General features: G+C 54.8%; 18 protein-coding genes and 2 pseudogenes. 9 read left to right on the top strand and 11 right to left on the bottom strand.

Translation table 11 applies throughout. The annotated features are described in order from the left end of the window. The 6 genes and pseudogenes from WMO36_RS07675 to WMO36_RS07650 all read left to right on the top strand — a co-directional run. A pseudogene (locus tag WMO36_RS07675) lies at positions 1 to 746 on the top strand (restriction endonuclease subunit S); the annotation flags it as partial. Positions 747 to 754: 8 nt separating this feature from the next. Then, complete coding sequence (locus WMO36_RS07670; protein ID WP_039199770.1) at positions 755 to 1,402, top strand: DUF3990 domain-containing protein; 648 nt, start codon at positions 755 to 757, stop codon at positions 1,400 to 1,402. A 12-nt stretch (positions 1,403 to 1,414) separates the two neighbouring features. Further along, entirely contained in the window at positions 1,415 to 1,831 is a 417-nt protein-coding gene (locus tag WMO36_RS07665; protein WP_349077229.1) for a hypothetical protein, read from the top strand. Beyond that, a complete protein-coding gene (gene ybiA, locus WMO36_RS07660; protein ID WP_270560033.1) occupies positions 1,828 to 2,316 on the top strand; it encodes a riboflavin biosynthesis intermediates N-glycosidase in 489 nt (162 codons plus the stop codon). The genes WMO36_RS07665 and ybiA overlap by 4 nt, the downstream gene beginning before the upstream one ends. A 54-nt stretch (positions 2,317 to 2,370) precedes the next feature. Then, positions 2,371 to 2,787, top strand: a pseudogene (locus tag WMO36_RS07655) (hypothetical protein); the annotation flags it as partial. Between the two features lie 105 nt (positions 2,788 to 2,892). Continuing rightward, entirely contained in the window at positions 2,893 to 3,819 is a 927-nt protein-coding gene (locus tag WMO36_RS07650; protein ID WP_349077228.1) for a site-specific integrase, read from the top strand. 135 nt (positions 3,820 to 3,954) lie between these two features. On the opposite strand, the gene WMO36_RS07645 is transcribed toward WMO36_RS07650, so the two are convergent. From WMO36_RS07645 to WMO36_RS07630, 4 genes are all read right to left on the bottom strand, one after another. Then, positions 3,955 to 4,791 carry a sulfite exporter TauE/SafE family protein gene (locus WMO36_RS07645; RefSeq protein ID WP_349077227.1) on the bottom strand — a complete coding sequence of 279 codons (837 nt, stop codon included), beginning with the start codon at positions 4,789 to 4,791 and terminating at the stop codon, positions 3,955 to 3,957. A 100-nt stretch (positions 4,792 to 4,891) separates the two neighbouring features. Next, positions 4,892 to 5,467 (bottom strand): ECF transporter S component, encoded by a 576-nt coding sequence (locus WMO36_RS07640; protein WP_236824277.1) that lies wholly within the window; start codon positions 5,465 to 5,467, stop codon positions 4,892 to 4,894. Between the two features lie 74 nt (positions 5,468 to 5,541). After that, entirely contained in the window at positions 5,542 to 6,177 is a 636-nt protein-coding gene (locus WMO36_RS07635) for a uridine kinase family protein (protein ID WP_226556881.1), read from the bottom strand. Positions 6,178 to 6,194: 17 nt separating this feature from the next. Continuing rightward, positions 6,195 to 7,112, bottom strand: a complete 918-nt coding sequence (locus WMO36_RS07630; protein WP_099570733.1) for a DUF362 domain-containing protein — start codon at positions 7,110 to 7,112, stop codon at positions 6,195 to 6,197. 250 nt (positions 7,113 to 7,362) lie between these two features. Here WMO36_RS07630 and WMO36_RS07625 point away from each other — a divergent pair, with 250 nt between their 5' ends. Further along, positions 7,363 to 8,673 carry a Na+/H+ antiporter NhaC family protein gene (locus WMO36_RS07625; RefSeq protein ID WP_494324458.1) on the top strand — a complete coding sequence of 437 codons (1,311 nt, stop codon included), beginning with the start codon at positions 7,363 to 7,365 and terminating at the stop codon, positions 8,671 to 8,673. Between the two features lie 106 nt (positions 8,674 to 8,779). On the opposite strand, the gene WMO36_RS07620 is transcribed toward WMO36_RS07625, so the two are convergent. The 4 genes from WMO36_RS07620 to WMO36_RS07605 all read right to left on the bottom strand — a co-directional run bounded on the left by WMO36_RS07620 (position 8,780) and on the right by WMO36_RS07605 (position 13,683). Then, complete coding sequence (locus WMO36_RS07620; RefSeq protein WP_065439397.1) at positions 8,780 to 9,844, bottom strand: YeiH family protein; 1,065 nt, start codon at positions 9,842 to 9,844, stop codon at positions 8,780 to 8,782. A gap of 195 nt (positions 9,845 to 10,039) precedes the next feature. Continuing rightward, positions 10,040 to 10,825 carry a hypothetical protein gene (locus WMO36_RS07615; protein ID WP_065439398.1) on the bottom strand — a complete coding sequence of 262 codons (786 nt, stop codon included), beginning with the start codon at positions 10,823 to 10,825 and terminating at the stop codon, positions 10,040 to 10,042. Between the two features lie 63 nt (positions 10,826 to 10,888). Then, the gene (locus tag WMO36_RS07610; protein WP_236824306.1) at positions 10,889 to 11,491 is read right to left on the bottom strand and encodes a hypothetical protein; all 603 of its coding nucleotides are present in this window, start codon (positions 11,489 to 11,491) and stop codon (positions 10,889 to 10,891) included. Positions 11,492 to 11,631: 140 nt separating this feature from the next. Continuing rightward, entirely contained in the window at positions 11,632 to 13,683 is a 2,052-nt protein-coding gene (locus tag WMO36_RS07605) for an MDR family MFS transporter (RefSeq protein WP_117641428.1), read from the bottom strand. Positions 13,684 to 14,288: 605 nt separating this feature from the next. On the opposite strand from WMO36_RS07605, the gene WMO36_RS07600 reads away from it, so the two are divergent. Next, positions 14,289 to 14,654, top strand: a complete 366-nt coding sequence (locus WMO36_RS07600; protein WP_065440995.1) for a YccF domain-containing protein — start codon at positions 14,289 to 14,291, stop codon at positions 14,652 to 14,654. A gap of 246 nt (positions 14,655 to 14,900) precedes the next feature. Here the strand turns inward: WMO36_RS07600 and ychF are convergent, their stop codons facing one another. From ychF to WMO36_RS07585, 3 genes are read right to left on the bottom strand one after another with little or no spacing between them, the layout of a single operon-like run. Continuing rightward, entirely contained in the window at positions 14,901 to 15,998 is a 1,098-nt protein-coding gene (gene ychF, locus WMO36_RS07595; RefSeq protein WP_349077225.1) for a redox-regulated ATPase YchF, read from the bottom strand. A 17-nt stretch (positions 15,999 to 16,015) separates the two neighbouring features. After that, on the bottom strand, positions 16,016 to 16,816 hold the full coding sequence (gene proC, locus WMO36_RS07590) for a pyrroline-5-carboxylate reductase (RefSeq protein ID WP_065440985.1): 801 nt from the start codon (positions 16,814 to 16,816) through the stop codon (positions 16,016 to 16,018). A gap of 44 nt (positions 16,817 to 16,860) precedes the next feature. Then, the gene (locus WMO36_RS07585; protein ID WP_349077224.1) at positions 16,861 to 18,204 is read right to left on the bottom strand and encodes an alpha/beta fold hydrolase; all 1,344 of its coding nucleotides are present in this window, start codon (positions 18,202 to 18,204) and stop codon (positions 16,861 to 16,863) included. A 177-nt stretch (positions 18,205 to 18,381) separates the two neighbouring features. On the opposite strand from WMO36_RS07585, the gene WMO36_RS07580 reads away from it, so the two are divergent. Further along, the gene (locus WMO36_RS07580) at positions 18,382 to 20,991 is read left to right on the top strand and encodes a sensor histidine kinase (protein ID WP_349077223.1); all 2,610 of its coding nucleotides are present in this window, start codon (positions 18,382 to 18,384) and stop codon (positions 20,989 to 20,991) included. Positions 20,992 to 21,045: the final 54 nt, after the last annotated feature.

The following is a 21,045-nucleotide window of genomic DNA, read 5'->3' as shown; positions in this document are numbered from 1 at the left end:
GCCGTGAAGAGCAGTATGTTATTTCAGCATTTTTCTCCCGTCTGGACTCCCTCATCACCCTTCATCAGCGTAAGTATGACAAGCTCTGCGTGCTGAAAAAATCCATGCTCGACAAGATGTTCCCTAAAGGGGGTTCCCTGTATCCGGAGATTCGTTTCGCTGGTTTCGCTGACCCTTGGGAACAGCGTAAGCTGGGTGAAGTTGCACGTAGGGTTACCCGAAAGAATGAGAACGGGGATTCCGATCTTCCCCTTACCATTTCTGCTCAATACGGTTTAGTGGATCAGAGGACTTTTTTCAATAGCCAAGTTGCAAGTAAGGATATGAGTGGATATTTCCTTCTACATAGGGGGGAATTTGCTTACAACAAGAGCACCTCAGCCGATAGCCCATGGGGAGCGATAAAAAGACTGGAAAAGTATGACATGGGCTGCGTTTCGACACTGTATATCTGCTTTGAATTGCTTTCTGGAGACCCTGATTTCTTAGTCACATACTACGAGACTGATAGATGGTATAAGGCTGTTCAATTAATTGCGGCTGAGGGAGCTAGAAATCATGGATTGCTCAACATTGCTCCAGATGATTTCTTTGAAACGCAGATTTGCATTCCCAAAAGAATTGACGAGCAGTGCCGAATCGGCGCGGTCTTCAACCGTCTGGACTCGCTCATCACCCTTCATCAGCGTAAGCTCGAATTACTGCGGAATATTAAGAAATCCATGCTTGACAAGATGTTCGTATAGGGGTGTTCATGGCAACAATCACGTTATTTCACGGTTCCCCATACGAATCCGTGACCCCCGAGTACGGTTTGGGCAATGACAAGCACGATTACGGTCGTGGTTTTTATCTGACTAAAAGTGTCGAGCTCGCCAAGGAATGGGCCGTGTGCAGGCCGGATGAGTCCAATGGCTGGGTCCACCAGTACGAACTGAACACGAATGGGCTGAGCATCCTGGATTTTCAGGAGCATAGCGTGCTTGCCTGGCTGGCCGAGCTGATGAAACATCGTGATGCCGCCGATTCCAAGCGTTATCGCGTGCTTGCCGCAAAATTCATCGCCCAATACGGCATCGATACCAGCGGTTATGACATCATCAAAGGCTGGCGTGCGAACGCCTCGTACTTCTACATCGCTAAAGAATTCGTCCGAGACAATGTGGACGTCGATATCTTGGAGGAACTGCTGTCGCTTGGAGGTCTGGGAATCCAGTATTGTGTCAAGACCGAAAAGGCATACGGTCAATTGCGAGAAGTCAAAGATGGCTTGCTTTCCGTCAGCTACAGCGAATTCAACGACAAATACAATCAGAGGGATGTTGAGGCGCGGCAGAACATGCGTGATCTTATCGATTCCGATGTCAATACGGTGACCAACGTGTTCAGCACGTTGCTCTAGGGAGTGAAAACCATGCGGGCATATTCGGAAGTCTATCGGGATGATGTGGTGGAAAGTCAAGGCAAGCTTTTCGACTTTGTGGCGCAGTCCTTTCCGAGCAAAAGCACGGAGGATTTCATCGCCACGTATATGACGAGCAAAACACGAAAAAGCATTGATGAAGCCAAAGCCTACGTCAATACGATGGATGCGGAAGAACTGTGGAAGTATTTCACCGAGACCGAGCATTACCAATTGAAGGACGGCAAGGCGCTTAAAGGGTTCATGCCCGATTGGATCGGTGAGTTCTATGCCTACTACCAATGGTTCTACGGTATTCCCAGTTCTGAATTGATCACCAGGGTGCCGTTGGACTTCCTGAAGAAAGCCTATTTCGGACTTCATGATCTCGATCTGGAACTTGCGGTGCGGAAAGTCGGAGAAGAATGACGGACATCATCTGCTTCCATAATCCCGATGAGGAGAACGGGTACCTGAGCAACTGGTATCCATCACGCTTCGTTGTGGATGATGTTGAGTTTTCCTCAATGGAACAGTACATGATGTACCGCAAGGCATGCTGTTTTAACGATGCCGAAATAGCCGCGCGAATCCTTGAAATCGATGACGTGGCCGAGATTAAACGCCTTGGTCGACTGGTGGCCAGTTATGACGATCACGTGTGGAACGGCGTTCGCCAAATCGAGGTCTATGAAGGATTGCTTGCCAAATTCAGCCAGAACGCCGAACTCGGGGCACGGCTTGAGGTAACCGGCACCGCGCTGCTGGCGGAATGCGCCGTCAAAGACCGCATCTGGGGCATTGGCCTGTCGATGCATGACCTAGCTAGGTTCAATCCGAGGCAATGGCGCGGTCGGAACCTGCTCGGATACGCTCTAATGCTCACAAGAAGGAAGCTCAGCCGTATAGATTGACGGTAATACGGCTGTTTTCCTAGCTCTAATTGCCCCGCTTGGGAACAGCGTAAGCTGGGTGAACTGTTCGAGGAGAGTGATGAACGAGCTTCCGACAGAGAGATTTTGTCTGTCAGCGTAGCCAACGGGATATACCCAGCATCTGAGTCCGATAGGGAGACGAATCCTGGCGCGAGTCTCGCGAACTACAAAATAGTGCATTTCGGAGATGTCGTTTACAACAGTATGCGCATGTGGCAGGGGGCTGTAGATGCAAGTCGGTATGACGGCATCGTAAGCCCCGCATATGTAGTAGCAAGGCCCAATTCCGAGGTTTATGCACGATTCTTTGCGCGTCTTCTTAGGCAACCGATGTTGCTAAAACAGTATCAACAGGTTTCGCAGGGCAATTCCAAGGACACTCAAGTTTTGAAATTCGATGACTTTGCTTCAATCGGAATTTCTATGCCTGCCTCAGAAAACGAGCAGCGCCGAATCGGCGGGTTCTTTGACCGTCTGGACTCGCTCATCACCCTTCATCAGCGTAAGTATGATGGCTGCACCTTATCCCCTATCTTTTTTAGAAAGGTGCACACTATGCAGGAAATCATTACCGCGGAATCGCTATTCTGCGACTACTACGCCCAGTGGGTGAAAACGTATAAGGAAGGTGCCATCAGAGACGTGACCATGAGTAAATATCGACTCACACAATCTTGGCTCGGCAAACTCATCCCTGAACTAAGACTTGCCGATATGGATCGCACCGCCTATCAGCAGCTCATTAACGGTTACGCGCAGCATCATGAGCGCCAGACCACCATGGATTTTCATCACCAGATCAAAGGCGCCATTCTCGATGCCGTTGATGAAGGACTCATTCCCCGTGATCCGACACGCAAAGTCATCATCAAAGGCAAGCAGCCACGCATCAAAAAAATGAAGTATCTCAACCAATTCGAGCTGCACGCTATGCTCGCCGATCTTGATCTTGGCGCTGAGGCAAGTTGGGATTGGCTCATCCTACTCATCGCGAAAACCGGACTCCGATTCTCCGAAGCGCTTGGACTCACGCCCGACGACTTCGATTTCACTCACCAAACGCTTTCCGTCAGCAAAACCTGGGATTACAAAAACGGCGGCGGTTTTGTACCCACGAAAAACGAATCCTCCGTACGCAAAGTGCAGCTTGACTGGCAGCTCATCATGCAGCTTTCCGGATTACTCAAGAATCTTCCGCATGACAAGCCCATCTTCGTGCACGGCAAAATCTATAACTCCACAGCCAACAGCGTACTCGCCAGACACTGCAAGAACGTGGATGCGCCGGTCATTTCCATCCACGGATTGCGGCATACGCACGCATCACTACTGCTGTTCGCCGGCGTATCAATCGCCAGCGTGTCGCGTCGCCTTGGCCACGCCAGCATGACCACAACACAGGAAACCTATCTGCATGTCATTCGCGAATTGGAAAACAAGGATGTGGATATTGTAATGCGAGCACTGTCGACGCTTATCTGACACGATGCTGTTTTGCGAGATGCCGATGGACGGCTCGCAGATCCTTCAATCGCAAGGTAGCTAGAAAAAGAAGTCCGCTGGAAAAATCGGTTCTTCCAGCGGAACTTCACATTGCGAATCAATGTACAGTGCATGTCACAGGTAGGTGCTCCAGCCGAGTTTGACGGCAAGGATGATGCCGGTCAGCACGGCGGCGGCACGCATGATGTTTTCGGGAATATGCCGGGTTACGGGAGGTGCGATGGCACTGCCGATGGTACATCCGATGCACATCATGATGGCGAACGGCCAATACACGGATCCACGAATGATGAACATGATCGCTGCGGAAATGTTCGCACCGAAGCCAACCACCGTTTTCAGCGCGTTGATCTGATGGAACGGGCCGATCTTACCCAAATCTAGGATCGCCAAGGCAAGCGTGCCCGCGGCCGCGCCGAAATAGCCGGAATAGACGCCGACGAAACTCACGCCGACCCACAGCCACCACGGATCATGCAGTTTGCCATCATCGGTTTTATTGGCGATTTTCGCAGCTCGTTCGCCTTGCTGCGATTGAGGAAGCGCTTGTGCGACGGCATCTCGCGCAGCAGCCTTTTTCCGAGGATTGATAGCGATGATCAACGCGCTGAACAGGATCAGCGGCGGCACCGCGCATTCGAACACCTCTGCCGGCAGTTCCAGCAGCAGCAACCCGCCGACAATGCCGCCAACCAATCCGATAAGCGCATAGATGATCACATGGGCGCGCTGCCCTTTTAGCTCCTTGCGCGCGGAAAGCAATCCTCCAATGCCGGTTCCGCATACACCCACCGTGTTCGTGGTGTTCGAGAGCACTGGCGGAATGCCGAACGCCAACAGTGCCGGGTATGAGATCAATGACGAAGCGCCAACGGCATACCCTACGAATCCTGCGCCGATACCGGCAACGAGAACCAGTAGCAGCGTGGTGATGGACACTCCGGCAATCATGGCGTTCCTTTCGTATCTCGGCTCACACTCGGCTCATATGCAACAAGAGCCAAGTCTATCGGCTTGGCTCTTGTGGTTCAGAAAGTGTTCAGAACGTGGTTCATCGCTTGGTGATCAACGATTCGATCCAGTATACGGCAAGAGGGATCAGCGCCCACTGCAAAGCAAGACCGGGCAGTCCAGCGGCCAAGTCACTCGTCCAAGTGGCGGCGATGCTGTTGCCGGAACCGAATGCGAACACCGCCACTGCAGTGGCTACGGTCAGTACGACACGGCCGGCAAGTTGGGCGATAACCACCTTTACTAGGCTTGGCAGCTTGATCTCACGCAGCAGACCTGCAACCAAACCGTACGCGCACAATTCAATCATCATGAACGGCAGAACAGCCAGCATCGGCATGCCGGAAAGCAGGAAGCTCGCCAGTGGAGCAGCTGCGCCTGCAATCGCACCAACCGCTGGACCTGCGATCAAACCGACGAAAATAATCGGCAAGTGCATAGGCAGAAAGGCAACGCCCAACGCAGTTCCTCGTCCGGAAACCGCTCCGATCACATGGAACAACTGCGGCAACGCCACTGCGGCGACAATGGCAAGCACGGTTGCGGCGGCTTTGACGCTCACGCTCAAGCGTGGCAGATCAGTGCGACGCAAGGAAACTGCTGTAGTGGAAGTCATGTTCATTCTCCTTTTTAAAAGCTTTCTTTTCACAAGCTTTCGTTCATTATGAAAAATTCGTTATGTATGATTCGTTATTCGTTTGATTTGGCAGTATCTACAACCATGTTGGCAATTGCGCGTGTTCCAGTTTGCTCGAAATACCGATTCTCCAAAGGAATCCACTCGTCGATGAATCGCTGCAGCATACGCGGATTACGTGCCTCGAGTCTGCGTAACTGCTCATTGGAATCAATCATCAGGCAGATCATCAAATCGTAGTATTCACGCAATGCGGGATGCATGCTATAACTGCCTTCGACAATCGTCAAACGAGCAGGTTCGACACTATGCGAAGCTGCAAAATCGCCGGTATGGCAATCCCAAGGACGATACTGCACGATATTTCCGGCAACGAGCGGAGCCAGCACCTCTTCTTCGAATCGTTCCCGATCGACATTGCCTCCCGGTTCGGCGAACCGTTCTGGAGTGCGTTGTTCCGGGCGCAGGAAAAAATCGTCCATATGCAGCACATTGCCGTCGAAACGACGCTGCAGCAAAGCCGCCAACGTGGTTTTGCCCGACGCGCATGGCCCGTCGATCGCCACAAACACATGCTCGCGTTCCGTAAACACACGTTCGATGCGTTCGATCACGGCCCGCGCGTCTTGAACCGCCTGCGCCTCCTCCACGTTTTCCATGGATTCCTTAGATTCCTTGGATTCCATCATCGCCGACTCCGTGCACACTACTCGAGCACGGTCAAACGGTATGCACGCGAACCAAGCCCAAGCTCTTCGGCGTATTCGAGCGTGTGTTCGCCATGCCTGGTGGCGATACGCTCGGTCACGGACGCGCCGTCCGGCGCCACATGAATCAGATCGACACACGCTTGGTCAAGTGCCACCGGGTCGAACGACGAAAGCACGCCAATGTCATGCATGTCCGGCTCGGACGGCGTGGCGAAGCAGTCGCAATCCACCGACAAACGGTTCATGACGTTCAAATACATCATCTTGCCGTTCATGTGGCTGATCACAGCCTCATCCGCTTCGGCCATCGACTCGAGAAAGTCATCCTGCTCAGCTTCGACCCACTTGTCTTTAGCCACGCCTGCGGAATGAATCCAACGTTTGCCGTTCGATGATGCGATGCCGATGGACACGTTCTTCAACGCGCCTCCGAAACCGCCCATTGGATGCCCTTTGAAATGCGAAAGCACGAAGATGGAATCATAGTCGTCGATATGCCTGCCGACGATGTCATAGGCGATATGGCGGTGCTTGGCTACCGGAATCTCGATCTCACCACCCATATCCATGATCTGAATCGGCGCGATATCACCATATCCGCGTTCCTTGAACACGGCAAGGCTTTTCTCAGGCGTCTCGCGATTGCCGTCGTATGCGGTCGCGCATTCCACGAGCGTGCCGCCGATCTCCTGCACGAGATTCTTGACAAGCTCCGGATTGAGGTTATTGGATTTCTCCGATTCTCCGGAATGGATTTTGATGGCGACCTTACCTTCCGGCCTAGCTCCCAACGCATGATATGCGGCAATCAAGCTTTCCGGCGTGATCACAGGAGTGAAAAACACTTCGGGAGCTGACGCATCTTCCGTACGATGTTCCAATTCCTGCGCTTTCGCAATATCGAAATCAGTCATAATCTTCCTCGATTCTGCTCGCTTCAGCATAACCGATTACAGACTATCAATCTCAAGTCCGGTTGAACCAAACCGACACTCCCACCGTCCCAGCCATTCCACCGCACCAGCACAAGACCATGTCCACGTCTTAGCCCGAACTCATCGCGTTTACATAATGACTGCTACGCTTACCGAGTTCTTACGATTCGTCAAAAGAATGTCGAAGGCGTTGACGTACCGCGCGATAATCATCAAAGAAAGGAACATCATGGCGGAACTTGTTACGATGGCGCTGTTCTGTGCGGCTTTGATCGCCTGCATCATAACCAACATATCCATCGTTCCCGCACTGCTGGCCGGCGTGGTCATGTTCCTCATCCATGGCAAAATCACCGGTCACAAATTCGCGACCATGCTTTCCAAAGGGTTCGCCACCATGCGTGCCGCAAGCATTGTGGTGGTGACGTTCGTGCTGATTGGCCTGCTGACCACGCTATGGCGCGCCGCCGGCACCGTGCCGTTCATTGTGGCGAACACTTCCAGCCTGGTGCGCCCGCATGTGGTGATTCTGCTCGCCTTCCTGCTCAACTGCCTCATGTCACTGCTGACCGGATCATCGTTCGCTACGGCCGCCACCATGGGCATCATCACCATGACGCTCGGCACGTCCATGCAGGTTTCGCCCGTATTCCTCGGCGGTGCGATTCTGTCGGGCGTCTATTTCGGCGACCGCTGCTCCCCTGTTTCCACCAGCGCGCAATTAGTCAAAACACTCACACATACGAATATTTTCGACAATATCGTACTGATGTTGAAAACATCTATTGTTCCGTTCATCATCACGTGTGCGATTTATGCTGTGTTGGCTTTGTGCACGCATCCTTCCGCAGGTTCCATTGATATCACGGGATTGTTCTCAAGCGCGTTCGATCTTCATTGGGTTACCGTTATTCCCGCGTTGGTGCTTGTGGTGCTTGCGATCGTCCGAATGGACGTGCGCATTACGATGGGCGCAAGTATTCTCACCGCATTGCCGGTTTGCGTGCTGGTGCAGCATATGGATTGGCTGGAGATTGGCCGTGCTTTGGTGTTCGGTTTTCATTGTTCGAACGCCCAAGTGGCGTCGTTGATTGACGGTGGCGGCATCGTTTCGATGATCAAGGTGATACTGATCGTCTGCATTTCCTCGTCGTATTCCGGCATTTTCCAGGAAACGGGGTTGTTGGATGGCACGCATCGGCTTATCGCTTCGATGGCGAAGCACATCAGCGTGTTTGGTGCGACTTTGGTCACGTCTGTGGTTGCGAGCGCGGTTGCCTGTAATCAGACATTGTCGATTATGTTGACTGATCAGTTGTGCGGCAATTTGGAAAACGACGAGCAGCGCAAGGTTATTAATTTGGAGGATACCGCCGTTGTGGTGGCTCCATTGATTCCATGGTCGATTGCCGGCGCGGTGCCGCTTGCTTCGGTTGGGGCTCCTACGGAAAGTCTGTTGTTGAGCTGTTTTCTGTATTTGCTGCCGATTTGTTCGCTGGTTCGTACCTTGATTGCGGATCGTCGCAAAGTTGCGGATTAATACCAGATTACTTTTAATACAAATAAAAAAATGTGCCGTGCACTGATTATCCCAGCGCACGGCACAACGGTATTTGGAAGATATCTAAAAGATATGTAGAAGATTTTTAGAAGAACAGCGCTGCCACTCCCGCTGCGAAGCACATGAGCAGGATCGAAGTGATGAGGCTGGCAAGGAACGCCTTCTGCCCCTTCTTGGCGAGTGCCGAGAAGTTCACGGTGATGCCCAATGCGGCCATGGCCATGCCAAGCACGATGTAGGCGAAATCGACCAGCTGCGGGGTGATGGTGGCGATGAACGGCACGAACGTGCCGATGATCGACGCTCCGATGAAGCCGAGCATGAACCACGGGAATGAGATCTTGCGCTTGCCGTCCGAAGGCATCTGCGAATGGTTCTTATCCCACCAGATGGCGATGATGATGGCTGCGAAAACGAGCATAAGCACTCGCGACAGCTTCATGATGGTGGCGATGTCGACCGCGCCGAACGCGTCACCAGCCGCTACCGCGTGTGCGATTTCGTGCAGGGATGCGCCGGCTGTGATGCCCAGCTGGGTGTTGGTCAGTCCGGTAAGCGGTCCAAATGCGATTTCCACGAGGGCGAAGATCGTGCCCATGATGGCGATGATGGCCACGGCCATCACTTCATTGTTGGCTTTCTCGTCTTCCTGTTCCGGTGGAACCTTGATGGATCCGGAAAGTCCCATGACGGCTGCGGCACCACAAATGCCGGTACCGCCAGCCACCAGAATGGCCAGTTGCGGGTCAACGCCGAGCTTACGGGCGATGTTGTAGCACACGACGATGGTGAGCGTCACCACAACAGCGGCAATCGGCAAGCATTTGATGCCTTGCGTGAACAGCACCTGCAGGTTGAGCTTGAATCCAAGCAGAATAATACCCAAGCGGAGCAGCTTGTTGGAAATCAGTCCTGCTGCGTCTTTCACACCGGCCTTATGCTCCGGTGAACGGCTGGAATACCATTTGCGAATCGGAAACTGCAGCACCATGCCGATCAGCAGTGCGATAATCAGCGCACCGAACAGGCTGAATCCAGGGAATTGCTTCAGCCATGAGGCGATAATGGACGCGGCCAGCGTCACAATGCCGATGAATACCATCTCTTTGGTGGCGATACGTTTCCACCACTTCTCACAAAACTCTTTCACAAGCATTCAAGAATAAAGCAGATACAGCGTGGAATCAACAGTCAAGTTCACATATTCGGCATTACGATTTGCTGCGATGTGGGAGTTGCACTTCGGAGAAGATGATTGCGGCGAAAATCAGCGCGAATCCGCATACTGACGGCACGGTAAGCGCAAACGAGATTTCGAATGCCACGCGGTACTTTGGAAAATGTTTTACTGCGCTTTGGCTGCTTGTTGATTCACCCAGTTGTCGGCCATTTCGATGGCTTCATCAAGCGTGGTTTTGGCGGCCTTGTAATACTTGGATTCTTTGACGCCGCTATTGTCGATCAGCTGCTGGCCCGCATCAACGGCTTTGGATAGCGCGCTCAACAGTTTGCGTCCAATAAGGGTGAGATCGCCGTCATTGCCGAGTTTGTCGATAAGCGCGTTTGCCTTGTCAAGCGATTCCTGCAAAGCAAGTTTGGAGTCTTCCAACGATTCGGCATTGTCGTCTGACTTGTTTTGACTCGTCCCATCATTGGATTGCGTTGAATTCGACGTGCCATCGGAGGTATCGCCGCCGCTTTGCGACTGCTGGTTCTTTTCGATTGTCTTCAGACTGCCGTTCAGGGAGTCAGTTGCGCTGTCCAATGTTTTGGAGACGAGATTGAGCTGCGTGATGGTGGCGTCCGCCTTACAGCCTTCCGTATCGACCGTGTTCTCTGCGCTGGTGGCCGCGTCCGCGAACGCGTCGATGATGTCGTTCACGCCGAGCGCACCACGGATCAATTTCTGCAGTTCGCTACCGTTTTCGGATGTGTCGAGCACGGCCTTACGGGCCGAGCTGAATTCCGCAAGCGATTGCCGGCATGTGTCCAACGCCTCCTGCCGTTTGTTGTGGTAGACGTACACTCCTGCGCCGCATGCCACAGTGAGCGCCACGACCACGGAAAGGACAATCGGCCAGGTTTTGCGGGGATTGGAAGGCTGTTCAACGGCCTGATACTGATAATCCATATGCGTCCACCCCTTGCGAATCGACGGATGTCATCGTTCTTCGTCTTGTTAACCTCGCCTATTTTACGAGTCCGAAGATGGGAAAAACCTGAATGGACATCCCACGCACACCAACGAAGCGGGGTCGGGTCGGCATACCGTCTCTCCGCAGGCGTGCCGCGACCGCATATCCACCACGTCAAGCGATCCTTGTTCTCGCGCGCGTTCGCTGGCCATGTCGACGAAATCGACCGGCAGATGTCGTTCAGCGGCGATCTGTCGCACCGTCAATCCTGCCGCAACATCGCCGACGATACGTGTGACGATATCGCCCTGACCATTGTCCTGCGGGTCGGCCGTACGTGACGTGCGTCGCCAACCACGTGCAGGAATGCCGAACCGTCCTCTACCGTTCACCATATCAATCGCAATGATTGGAAGGCGATTACGGCGATGACGTAGGCCACGGCCAGACTCAGCAGAACGGAACGCGCCGCTGAGCAGCATACCGACACTCCACCCCAACTCGTTGGCGGCGAGCTTATCGGCGGCGGTGGTCAGACGGCATACGCACGCCGACGCGCGTATGCGTGCACGACTCCAGCAACGAGCCGTACCCGCCGTTAGATGGCAGGCTTCAGTATCGTGACGCCATGCGTTAGCGTCACCATGCAACGATAGGAACACACTATTCAATAGTGCATCACGAAGGCGTGACGTTGCCCTTGCGCAGGTGCCGTAAGACTCCGCGGACAAAGCAATGAGGCTTCCCTGCGAGAAGGAAGCCTCATGTTCCATTCATTCTATTCAGCGATGATGGCGCCTAATCACCGATCATCCTTTGGGAACAGCGCGTCGAAGGCATGTTCCATCACGGACTTACGGCGGATCACACCGACGAGTCTGCCATCACCATCCACCACCGGCAGTTTCTTGAACTGCTTCTTGGCGAGGATTCGGGCCACCTCTCCAACATGCTGGTCGGGCGTGGCGGCAACGACCTTACGCGTGGCGATGTCCATCACCTTCTTGCCGGAGAGTGCCTGCACCTTGGAGGCCACGGTTTCGTCGTCGAACACCACCATCGTCGAACCGGTGCCGGTGGAAACCGTACGGGATTCATAGGTGGCAATCGATTTCAGGACATCGCCGTCGCTGACGAAGCCGACGAGCCTGCCATCGCCGTTCACCACGGGAAGGCTGGAGACGTTGAGGCGGATGAACTCGCGCACCACATGCGTGATGTCATCGCTGTCCAGGCAGCTGTAGGGCTGATCGTCCATGATCTCGCCGATGGACTGTTCCTGGGCCTGCTTGAACAGGGAGGCGGCGGGGGCCACGTATGCGCCGGCGTAGTGATGCTCGGCGGGCTGGCCTTCAGTGGTTTCGGCCGCGACTTCGGCGGAGGCTTGCGCCTCGGAGGCCTTGGCGTTGCGTGCGGCCTCCTCCTTGGCACGGCTGGTGACGGTGAAGATGCAGATGATCAGGGCGATCAGCGAGATGGCGGCGCACAGCAGGTAGGAGAACGCGATGCCGCTGGCCGTGGCGGACTTCACACCTTGGGACATGCGCGAGGCGGTCACGGATGTTTCTGCGGTGACCAGAAGCGAGGTCGCAATGGCTGCCGCGATCTGGCGGCCGGTGTTGGCGATGGCGTTGCCATGGGCGATCATGTCGTTCGGCAAAGCGTTGACGCCCCAAGTGTTTATCGGCATGTTGGCGATAGCCTGACCGGATGCCTGCAATGCGCAGAACACGGCGACAAACAGCACTGATGTCCTGGTGTTGATGGTGCCGAGAAGACCAAGAGAGATGGTCATGAGCGCAAGGCCGCCGATACCCACGCCTCGCGGGCCGAATTTGTCGAATGCGGCACCGGCGACCGGACTCAGGATGATGCCGATCGCCGCGGCGGGCAGCATGACCATGCCGGTGACGGTGGCGGATTGGCCGAGCACATTCTGGATGAAGATAGGCAACGTCACGTTGGTTGCGGCGACTGCGGCGTTGATCAGAGTGACCAGAATCGCGGAGTTGCGGAAGTTGCGGGTGGCAAGGGTGTCAACGCGCAACAATGGCTCATCGAGCTTGACTTGCTTGTATACGAATGCGACGAAGGCCACAAGACCAACGACGATTGAGGTAATGACGACCGGACTGGTCCATCCCATCGTGGAAGCGGACGAGAAGCCATAGAGCAGGCCACCGAACGCGATGGTCGAAAGGATCACGGACAGGATGTTGAGCTTTGGGTTCTTCAACTCGCTGACGTTCTTGAGCATCATCGTGCCTCCGACAAGGATGACCAGTGCCACGACTGCGATGCCAATGAACATCGGGCGCCATCCGAAACTGTCAATCACCAGACCACCGACAACCGGGCCGATAGCCGGGCCGGCGGCCATGACGATACCGGCCATGCCCATGGCGGTGCCGCGCTTATCCGGCGGATAGACGAGCATCGGCACTACGGCGACCAATGGCAACAGCACGCCGGAGCCGGCGGATTGCAGTATGCGCCCGACGAGCAACAGCATGAAATTCGGCGCGACGGCACACAGCAGTGTGCCGACCATGAAAGTGGCAAGAGCTCCGGCGAAGAGCTTTCGGGTGGAGAATTTATCAATCAGATAGCCTGAAATCGGCACCATGATGCCCGAGACCAGCATGTAGACGCTGGTCACCCACTGCACGGTGCCGGTGGTGATATTGAAATCACGCATCAGTGCCGGCAAGGCCGGTGACATGACGGTCTGGTTGAGCAGCGCGATGAACGAGCCGACGACGATCACACCCACAACGATGAATCGGGTGTGCGGATCAATAGGCTTTACGGAACTGGTGGCGGACCCGAGTTCCGCGTTTTTCTGTGAGGTCACAGCATTTCCTTCTGTTGGTAACGTCATGTGTGGCGATCCGGCCCCATGCTTGTGTCAAGACGCGAGGACACCGATGAGTCCGGACGTAAAGGAAAAGCCGCCATCCGTTCCGCATTCATATACGGCAAACGATTCGCGGCTTTGCGTAAGTTGATGGCTATGGTGAGCGATTCATGCGACGTCGACTGCGGATGGGCCATCGGTACATCCCGGCATAAGGCGTGTCCCCGCTACACCAGCATCGAGAATAGGGCCATTCGTGGATTGGCAAACAGAACATTGCCGACGAACGACCCACGGCAGGCGCGTGCGATGAACATCGCGTAGCGATACAGGTTCATGGCATCTCCTTGATGGGGTCTTCGTACGGCAGACATCGAGAAGCCTATCATCATTCAAATCGACGGTGAAACCCACGCATGCCTGACAATACACAAAATCTTCACAAAAGGATTGGGCTTACCGCATACGCTCCGCCTGAATAACGGTCCGGGGATGAATCAGGGGCGAGCTAAGGGTTGCGTCTCGTGTTTCCGTCATGATGTCTGGCAAAATAGTGAAGCTGAACATGCGAGGCATCGACCGGAATCGGAAAGGGGCAAATCATGCGAGTTCTCGGCAATATCCTGTGGATCATTCTTGGTGGGTTGGCCATCGCAATCGGATGGGCATTGGTGGGACTGATTCTGTGCATCTCCATCATCGGCGTCCCGCTCGGCATTCAAGCGTTCAAGATGGCGGGACTCACCCTGACGCCGTTTGGCAAAACCGTGCAATACGGCGGCGGAGTCGACTCTACCTTGGCCAACATCCTGTGGGTGGTGCTGGTCGGCTGGTGGATGGCGCTCGGCTATCTGGGAGCCGGAGTGCTCAACTGCATCACCATTATCGGTATTCCGTTCGGATTGCAATCATTCAAGATGGCCAAGCTTGCGCTCTGGCCGTTCGGCGCGGAAATCGTCAACCTGTAGATTCCAAATACTACAAAGCCGCCAAAGCAACCCTTGACGAGGCGGTCACCGACGTCAACAATTGGATTGACCAGCAAGCCGCCAAGGCCGAATAATAAAACACACATTATGCTGCTGCAGCAGCCAGTCCTTGCAGAACAATGTCATGACAAAGGCCTGAGAAGACGACTTCTCAGGCCTTATCCGTACCGCTCCTCAGTCGCTTGTAGCGACAGCTCCCCTCAAAGAGGGGAGCCAGAGAAACACTTACTTTTTGGAGACGTTGAATTTGAATTCGACGATATCGCCGTCCTGCATCACGTAGTCGCGGCCTTCCTGACGTAGCTTGCCTTCCTCCTTGATCTTGACCATGGAACCTTCGGCAGCCACGAAATCGTCGTAGGAGACGATATCGGCCTTGATGAAGCCTTTTTCGAAGTCCGTGTGAATCACGCCGGCAGCCTGCGGAGCGGTATAGCCCTTGTGAATCTGCCATGCGCGCACTTCCTTCTCGCCTGCGGTGAGGAAGGTGGAAAGGCCAAGCGTATCATAGCCGACTCGCGCCAACTGATCCAGGCCGGACTCCTCAAGACCGGCGTCGGCGAGCATTTCGCGCGCGTCGGCCTCATCAAGTTCGGTCAGATCGGCTTCGAACTGCGCATTGAGGAAGATGGCCGGAGCCGGAGCCACGGATGCGGCGAGCTTGGTCTGCATGTCTTTGTTCTGCAGTTCGGCATCGTCCACGTTGAACACGTAGATGAACGGCTTGGCGCTCATCAAGTGCAGATCGTAGACGGAATCCTTGTCGAAACGACCTTCGCGAGCCGCCTTATCAATGGTTTCACCGGCTTCGAGAATGGTCTTCGCCTGCTTGACGGCCTCCATGTAGGCCGGTTCGATCTTCTTGCCGCGCAGATCCTTCTCCAGCTTCGGCAGCGCGTTCTCGATGGTCTGCAGATCGGCGAGGATCAGCTCGGTGTTGATGGTTTCAATGTCGTCGGACGGATCGACCTTGCCGTTGACGTGCACGATATCATCGTCTTCGAAGGCACGCACGACCTCGCAGATCGCGTCGGCTTCGCGAATGTTGGCAAGGAACTTGTTGCCCAGGCCTTCGCCTTCCGAAGCGCCTTTGACGATGCCTGCGATGTCGACGAACGTGACGGTGGCCGGCACGATCTTCTCCGTGTGCACGAGCTTGGCGAGCACCGGCAGGCGGTCATCCGGCAACGGCACAATGCCGGTGTTCGGTTCGATGGTGGCGAACGGATAGTTTTCCGCCAGCACGTTGTTGCGGGTCAATGCGTTGAACATGGTGGACTTGCCGACGTTCGGCAGTCCGACGATTCCGATAGTAAGAGACATGGTTCCCTAGCTTAGTATTAGGCTTCGATGGCGTCGACTGCTTTGATAACGGCACCACGGAACGCGCTTTCCTCCAACGATGCGACACCCCTGATGGTGGTGCCTCCCGGAGAGCAGACAGCGTCTTTCATGGCACCCGGATGCGTTTCGTTGGCCAAATAGAGCGCGCCCACGCCTTCCACCATTTTGGCAGCCAGACGATACGCGGTAGCACGCTGCAATCCATATTTCACACCGGCATCGCCCAATGCTTCGATGTACATGTCGGTGAAGGCCGGCGCGCAGCCGGCGATGCACATGCCGATGCCCATATGCGCGGTGTCCACGCGTTCAATCAGGCTGATTGACGAAAATAGGCTTTCGAAGGTTTCCGCCTGTTCCTGCGTGAGCGTGTTGTCGATTTCCGTGACCAGCACGCCTTTGCCGACAGCCATCGGCGTGTTCGGAATGGTGCATTGAATGTGTGCCTGTTCGAAAGACGTTCCGAACAGGTCACGGAATTTGTTCAGATCCCAGCCTGCCGCAATGGACACGACGATGGTGTTTGGCTGCGCCAGCTTGTCAACGATCGGTGAAATCACCGCTTCAATCTGATACGGTTTGATGGCGATAACGACCACGTCGGCGACTTCGGCCACTTGTGCAGCGGTATGCACTGCTTTCGCACCAAGTTTGGCAGCATTGCGTTCCAGCTTGTCATAGTGTGCCGCGCAAGCCACAATGTCGCTGCCGTTGATCGTGCCGGCATTGACCAGGCCTTCGGCGATCGCCTGTGCCATATTGCCGTATCCGATGAATCCGATGGTTGGATTGGCCATGTTTCTTTCCTTTGCTATCGATACTCGTCGTTGCTGAACGATCGTCAGAACAACTCCGCCAAATCTCCGCGGTTCAATGCTTCATTGAACAGGTGCTTGAACACTGTTGAACCATGCACGCCGTCATGTTCAAACTCGTTGGTAGTCCAATAATGTGAACGACCGACGCGAGACAGCGTGTCGAGCTGCAATCCAGAATCGACGTACATGTCGTCAAAATAGACGGCAGCCTGCAGCGGAACCTCATTGCGTGCCAACTGGTCGGCATCGTAGATCGTGCCGAAATGCGTGTCTTCCATAAGCACGTCCATGGCTGGTTTGAACGGACGCAACGCACGTTCCTGCTCGAACATCCACGGGAACATGGCCTCGCCGGTGAAATTAAGCGGACGAATGCCGCCCGCGAATTCCGGATGCTCGCCGCGCACGCGCTGTGCGGCCCAGCAAATCGGCGTTTCCAGCTCGCCGTTGGCGTAGATGAACTCCTGCAACGGCCAATACAGCGGGCGAGACGAAGTCGCATTCATCACGGAAGACAGGAATTCGTCAGACAGTTCCGCCGAGGTCGAGGCCGAACCGTCGCCGTCAAGGAATGCCTGGTCAAGAATCCAATGCACGCGTTCGAAACTTGGCTTCATACCGAAATCGGATCCCAAGCATTGGAAGCGTTCCACCGTGAGCGGATCGCCGTTCGGCAATGTGACCTTGCGCGATTGCAGAATGTCGGAGACGGCCGCGGCACGTTCGATATCGATCGGGTAACGCTCGTAGAACTGCTTCGTCTTTGCCGCCATGCGCGGGAACGTATGACGGTACACGTCGGTCGCATCGGCGGGAACATGAGGAATGCCGCCCGTGGTGAAACTGGCGATAACTCCTTGCGGGAACAGCGAAAGATACGTCAACGTCAGGAATCCGCCATAGCTTTGGCCAAGCGTGGCCCAACGTGCGCCCCCGAATTCGGTGCGACGCAGATGCTCGAAGTCACGAACGATCGAATCGGCGAGGAAACGCTTCAAAAACGCGGCACCGGCCTTGCCGTCGCCGTCCATGCCCTCAATCACATGCGTGTCGACACGAGACGAACGCCCCGTACCACGTTGATCCGGCAACACCACGCGGAAATGCTTGATCGCTTCCTCGATCCAACCATCGGAACTTGGGCCGAGCGGACGCGGACCGGAACCACCGGGACCACCCTGCAGGAACACGAGCAACGGCAGGTCGTCATGCACATGTTCGGGAGCGGTGACCACACGGTAGAACAGGCTGATCGATTCGCCATCGAACCCATGACCGGGCTCGTGACCCGCCCAATCCAACGGCACCTTGATGGAACGATCCTCAATATGCAATCCGGGCACGTAGTATTCGCTCAGCAACGTCATGCATTCACCTTTCCTTTGGCGTCATCGGCATATTCAATGCGGGTAGTGACTTCTTGATGGATTCCATCCCACCCACACGCGGAGACAACCTTACCTCACAAAAGCGGCTTTATCTTACCGTTATTTCATTCCTGCGCACGATGGCGTCACAGCATATCTGGCGCTAGGGTGGAGCGTATGTCGAATTTCAAGCAGCGTTTCCTGTCGTGGATGCATGGTCATGTCTTCGCAGGCGATCTCATCCTCACGCTTGTTATAGGTGTTCTGCTGTTCGGCGTGACCGGCAGCATCACCTATAATCCGGGATTGCTGTTTGACCTTAATCCTTCCATACAGATGGCGTGGGAAGCGGCAATGCTGATCCCGCTGCTGATCCGTCGATGGCGGCCACAGACCGGAGCGTTGCTCTGTGTGGCATTGGCCTTGACGCATCTCATATTCGGCCCTTGCATATTGGGCGCCGATATTCTGGCATTGTTCATGCTGTATTCGGTGATCGTCTACGGCAATCCCAAAAACACGAAAGCCTTCATTATTTTGGCGTTGGCCATCGGTCTTCTGGCTTCGGCGTTGATGGCATGGACCATGACCAATGGGCCGCTGCTCACCGGAGGCAAAGTGCATACATGGAGCAGTTGGAATGGCTCAAATCCAAATGGCGCAATGGTCACGGAAGACACTCTCGGCTCCATCTACACAGGAACATCCATGTCGGAAGTCGCCGACATGGTGGCGCAATACATGTTGGTGCTGACGCCGATTTTCGAAGTATGCATTATTTCCACCGTCATTGTAGCGTTCTGGCAGCGTGCCCGTCTGGCAACCGTTCGTATGATGCGGGAACGCAATGAGGCGATCGCCGCACGAGACCAGGACGAACGCGATATCGCCGCGTTGGCGGAACGAGCACGCATCGCACGCGACATGCATGATGTGGTGGCGCACATCCTATCAATCATCATCGTGCAGTCTGATGGCGGCCGCTATGCAGGCACGCATGATCCCGCGGTGGCTAGAAACACCATGGAGACGATTCGACACGAATCGGAACGCGCACTGCATGACATGCAACGTCTTCTGGGAGTATTCGGGGGTTCACCGCACGCCGATTATAACGATATAGGCAATCTTGTGGAACAAGCGCGAAACGTCTCCCCCGACATTCGAATCCGATGGAATATCACCGGCACCGCCAGCCCAGAACAACTCGGTGAACAAGCCTCGATAGCTTCCTACCATGTAGTGCAGGAGGCGCTGACGAATATCCGCAAGTATGCGGGGCCGCACGTCGATGTGCATATTAAAGAGTCATGGAACAACGGTTTACTCACTTTGACCGTCACCGACAATGGTCGTGGTGCGGCGGCCAATATCGACGGGCATACGCCAGGTTACGGCCTGTTGGGCATGAAGGAACGCATCGAATCGGCCGGAGGCTCATTGCAGGCTGGCCCTCAACTCGGCGGAGGCTTCGAAGTTATGGCCACCCTGCCTTACGGCGGTAAAGAGCCAGCGACAGACGAAACCGGCGAACAGTATGCCTCGGAACAGTCCGAATCTTGCAACACAACTGCCATATCCAGCAAAGCGAAATTATCCGACGAAGCAATCGCATCTCACACAGCCGTCAACATATCGGCGCGAATCCCAGATCAACCATCGGAACAGACGCAGGAAACCAACCAACCAACCGGTCGCGACCATCGTTCGAACGCCCTGCAACACTTGCGCATCACCGCACCCAATCTGCATGATTTGCTCACATCGTTGAAACTGAAATCCGTAGAACTTGCAAATACATCCAATTCGCGAGGGCTGAATTGGGTGGAACGTGTTTCCGTGTGGACGCAGCACCATTATGTGCTCATGGATTCCGTTGGTGCCGTGGTATTGGTCATGCTGCTGAATCGCATGTCGATTACATTCTTTTTTGATAGTTCACGCGATGCGCAGCTCTCTCATGCGATCGCCGCATGCTGCTTGCTGGCACTGGCTCTTCGACGCAGGTTCCCCGAGACTTGCGCGCTTATTGTGTTCGTATTGTCGGTTGTGCAATTGGTATTTTTGGGATTGATTGAGGTTGGACATATCGTAGCGTCACTGTGTGCGCTGTATTCAGCCGTATTGTATGGGCGTGAACACGCATGGCGTTGGACCGGTCTTGCCGCTGTCACCTGTTCAGCTCTGATGGGCTTGAAAATCGCAGCTGATCAACACGGATACACTACCTTGTTCGGCGCCATCGCCGCTTCCGTGGGCTTAACAAAACCGGTTTCAGCCACGTCAAGTAGCAGTGCAGCATTCTTTACCGGCGTCATGTATACGGTTGCAGTGCTGATGCTGTGCGCCGGCATCATGGCGTGGGCACGTTGGGCGCGTTCCAGCGATTCAAACGCACTGGTATTGCAGGCTCGCGAAGAGGCACTGGTGGCCGAGCAGGAGAAGCAGCGTATTCTCGCGGCGAATATGGAACGTGACCGTATCAGTGCCAGCATTCAGGCTGAAGTCACCGCCACGTTGAACAGCGTGATTAGTCAAGCCGTCGATGGTATCCGCATGCTGGATAGCGCCGAAGCACAAGGCAAAGAGACTACCGCCGACGAGATTTCCACAGCATTCAAAGCCATTGGCGAGCAGGGGCGCGCCGCGCTTAAGCGTATGCGCGAATTGCTTGGCGTGCTTCGTGAGACTGGTTTCAGCGATGACGCTCATGCCGGTAGTGCGAGCGAACCGCAGTTGAGGCCCGCAGCACCATTGGAGGAGCAGCTGCAGCGCGTGTCTCGATAGCCGATTCAAGTTTTTCAGGGAGATTTAAGGGTTTGTTTCGCGCTGTGAGCGGAA

Source organism: Bifidobacterium hominis (assembly GCF_040095915.1).
GTDB lineage: Bacteria > Actinomycetota > Actinomycetes > Actinomycetales > Bifidobacteriaceae > Bifidobacterium > Bifidobacterium hominis.
This window is presented reverse-complemented; position numbering and strand designations above follow the sequence as displayed.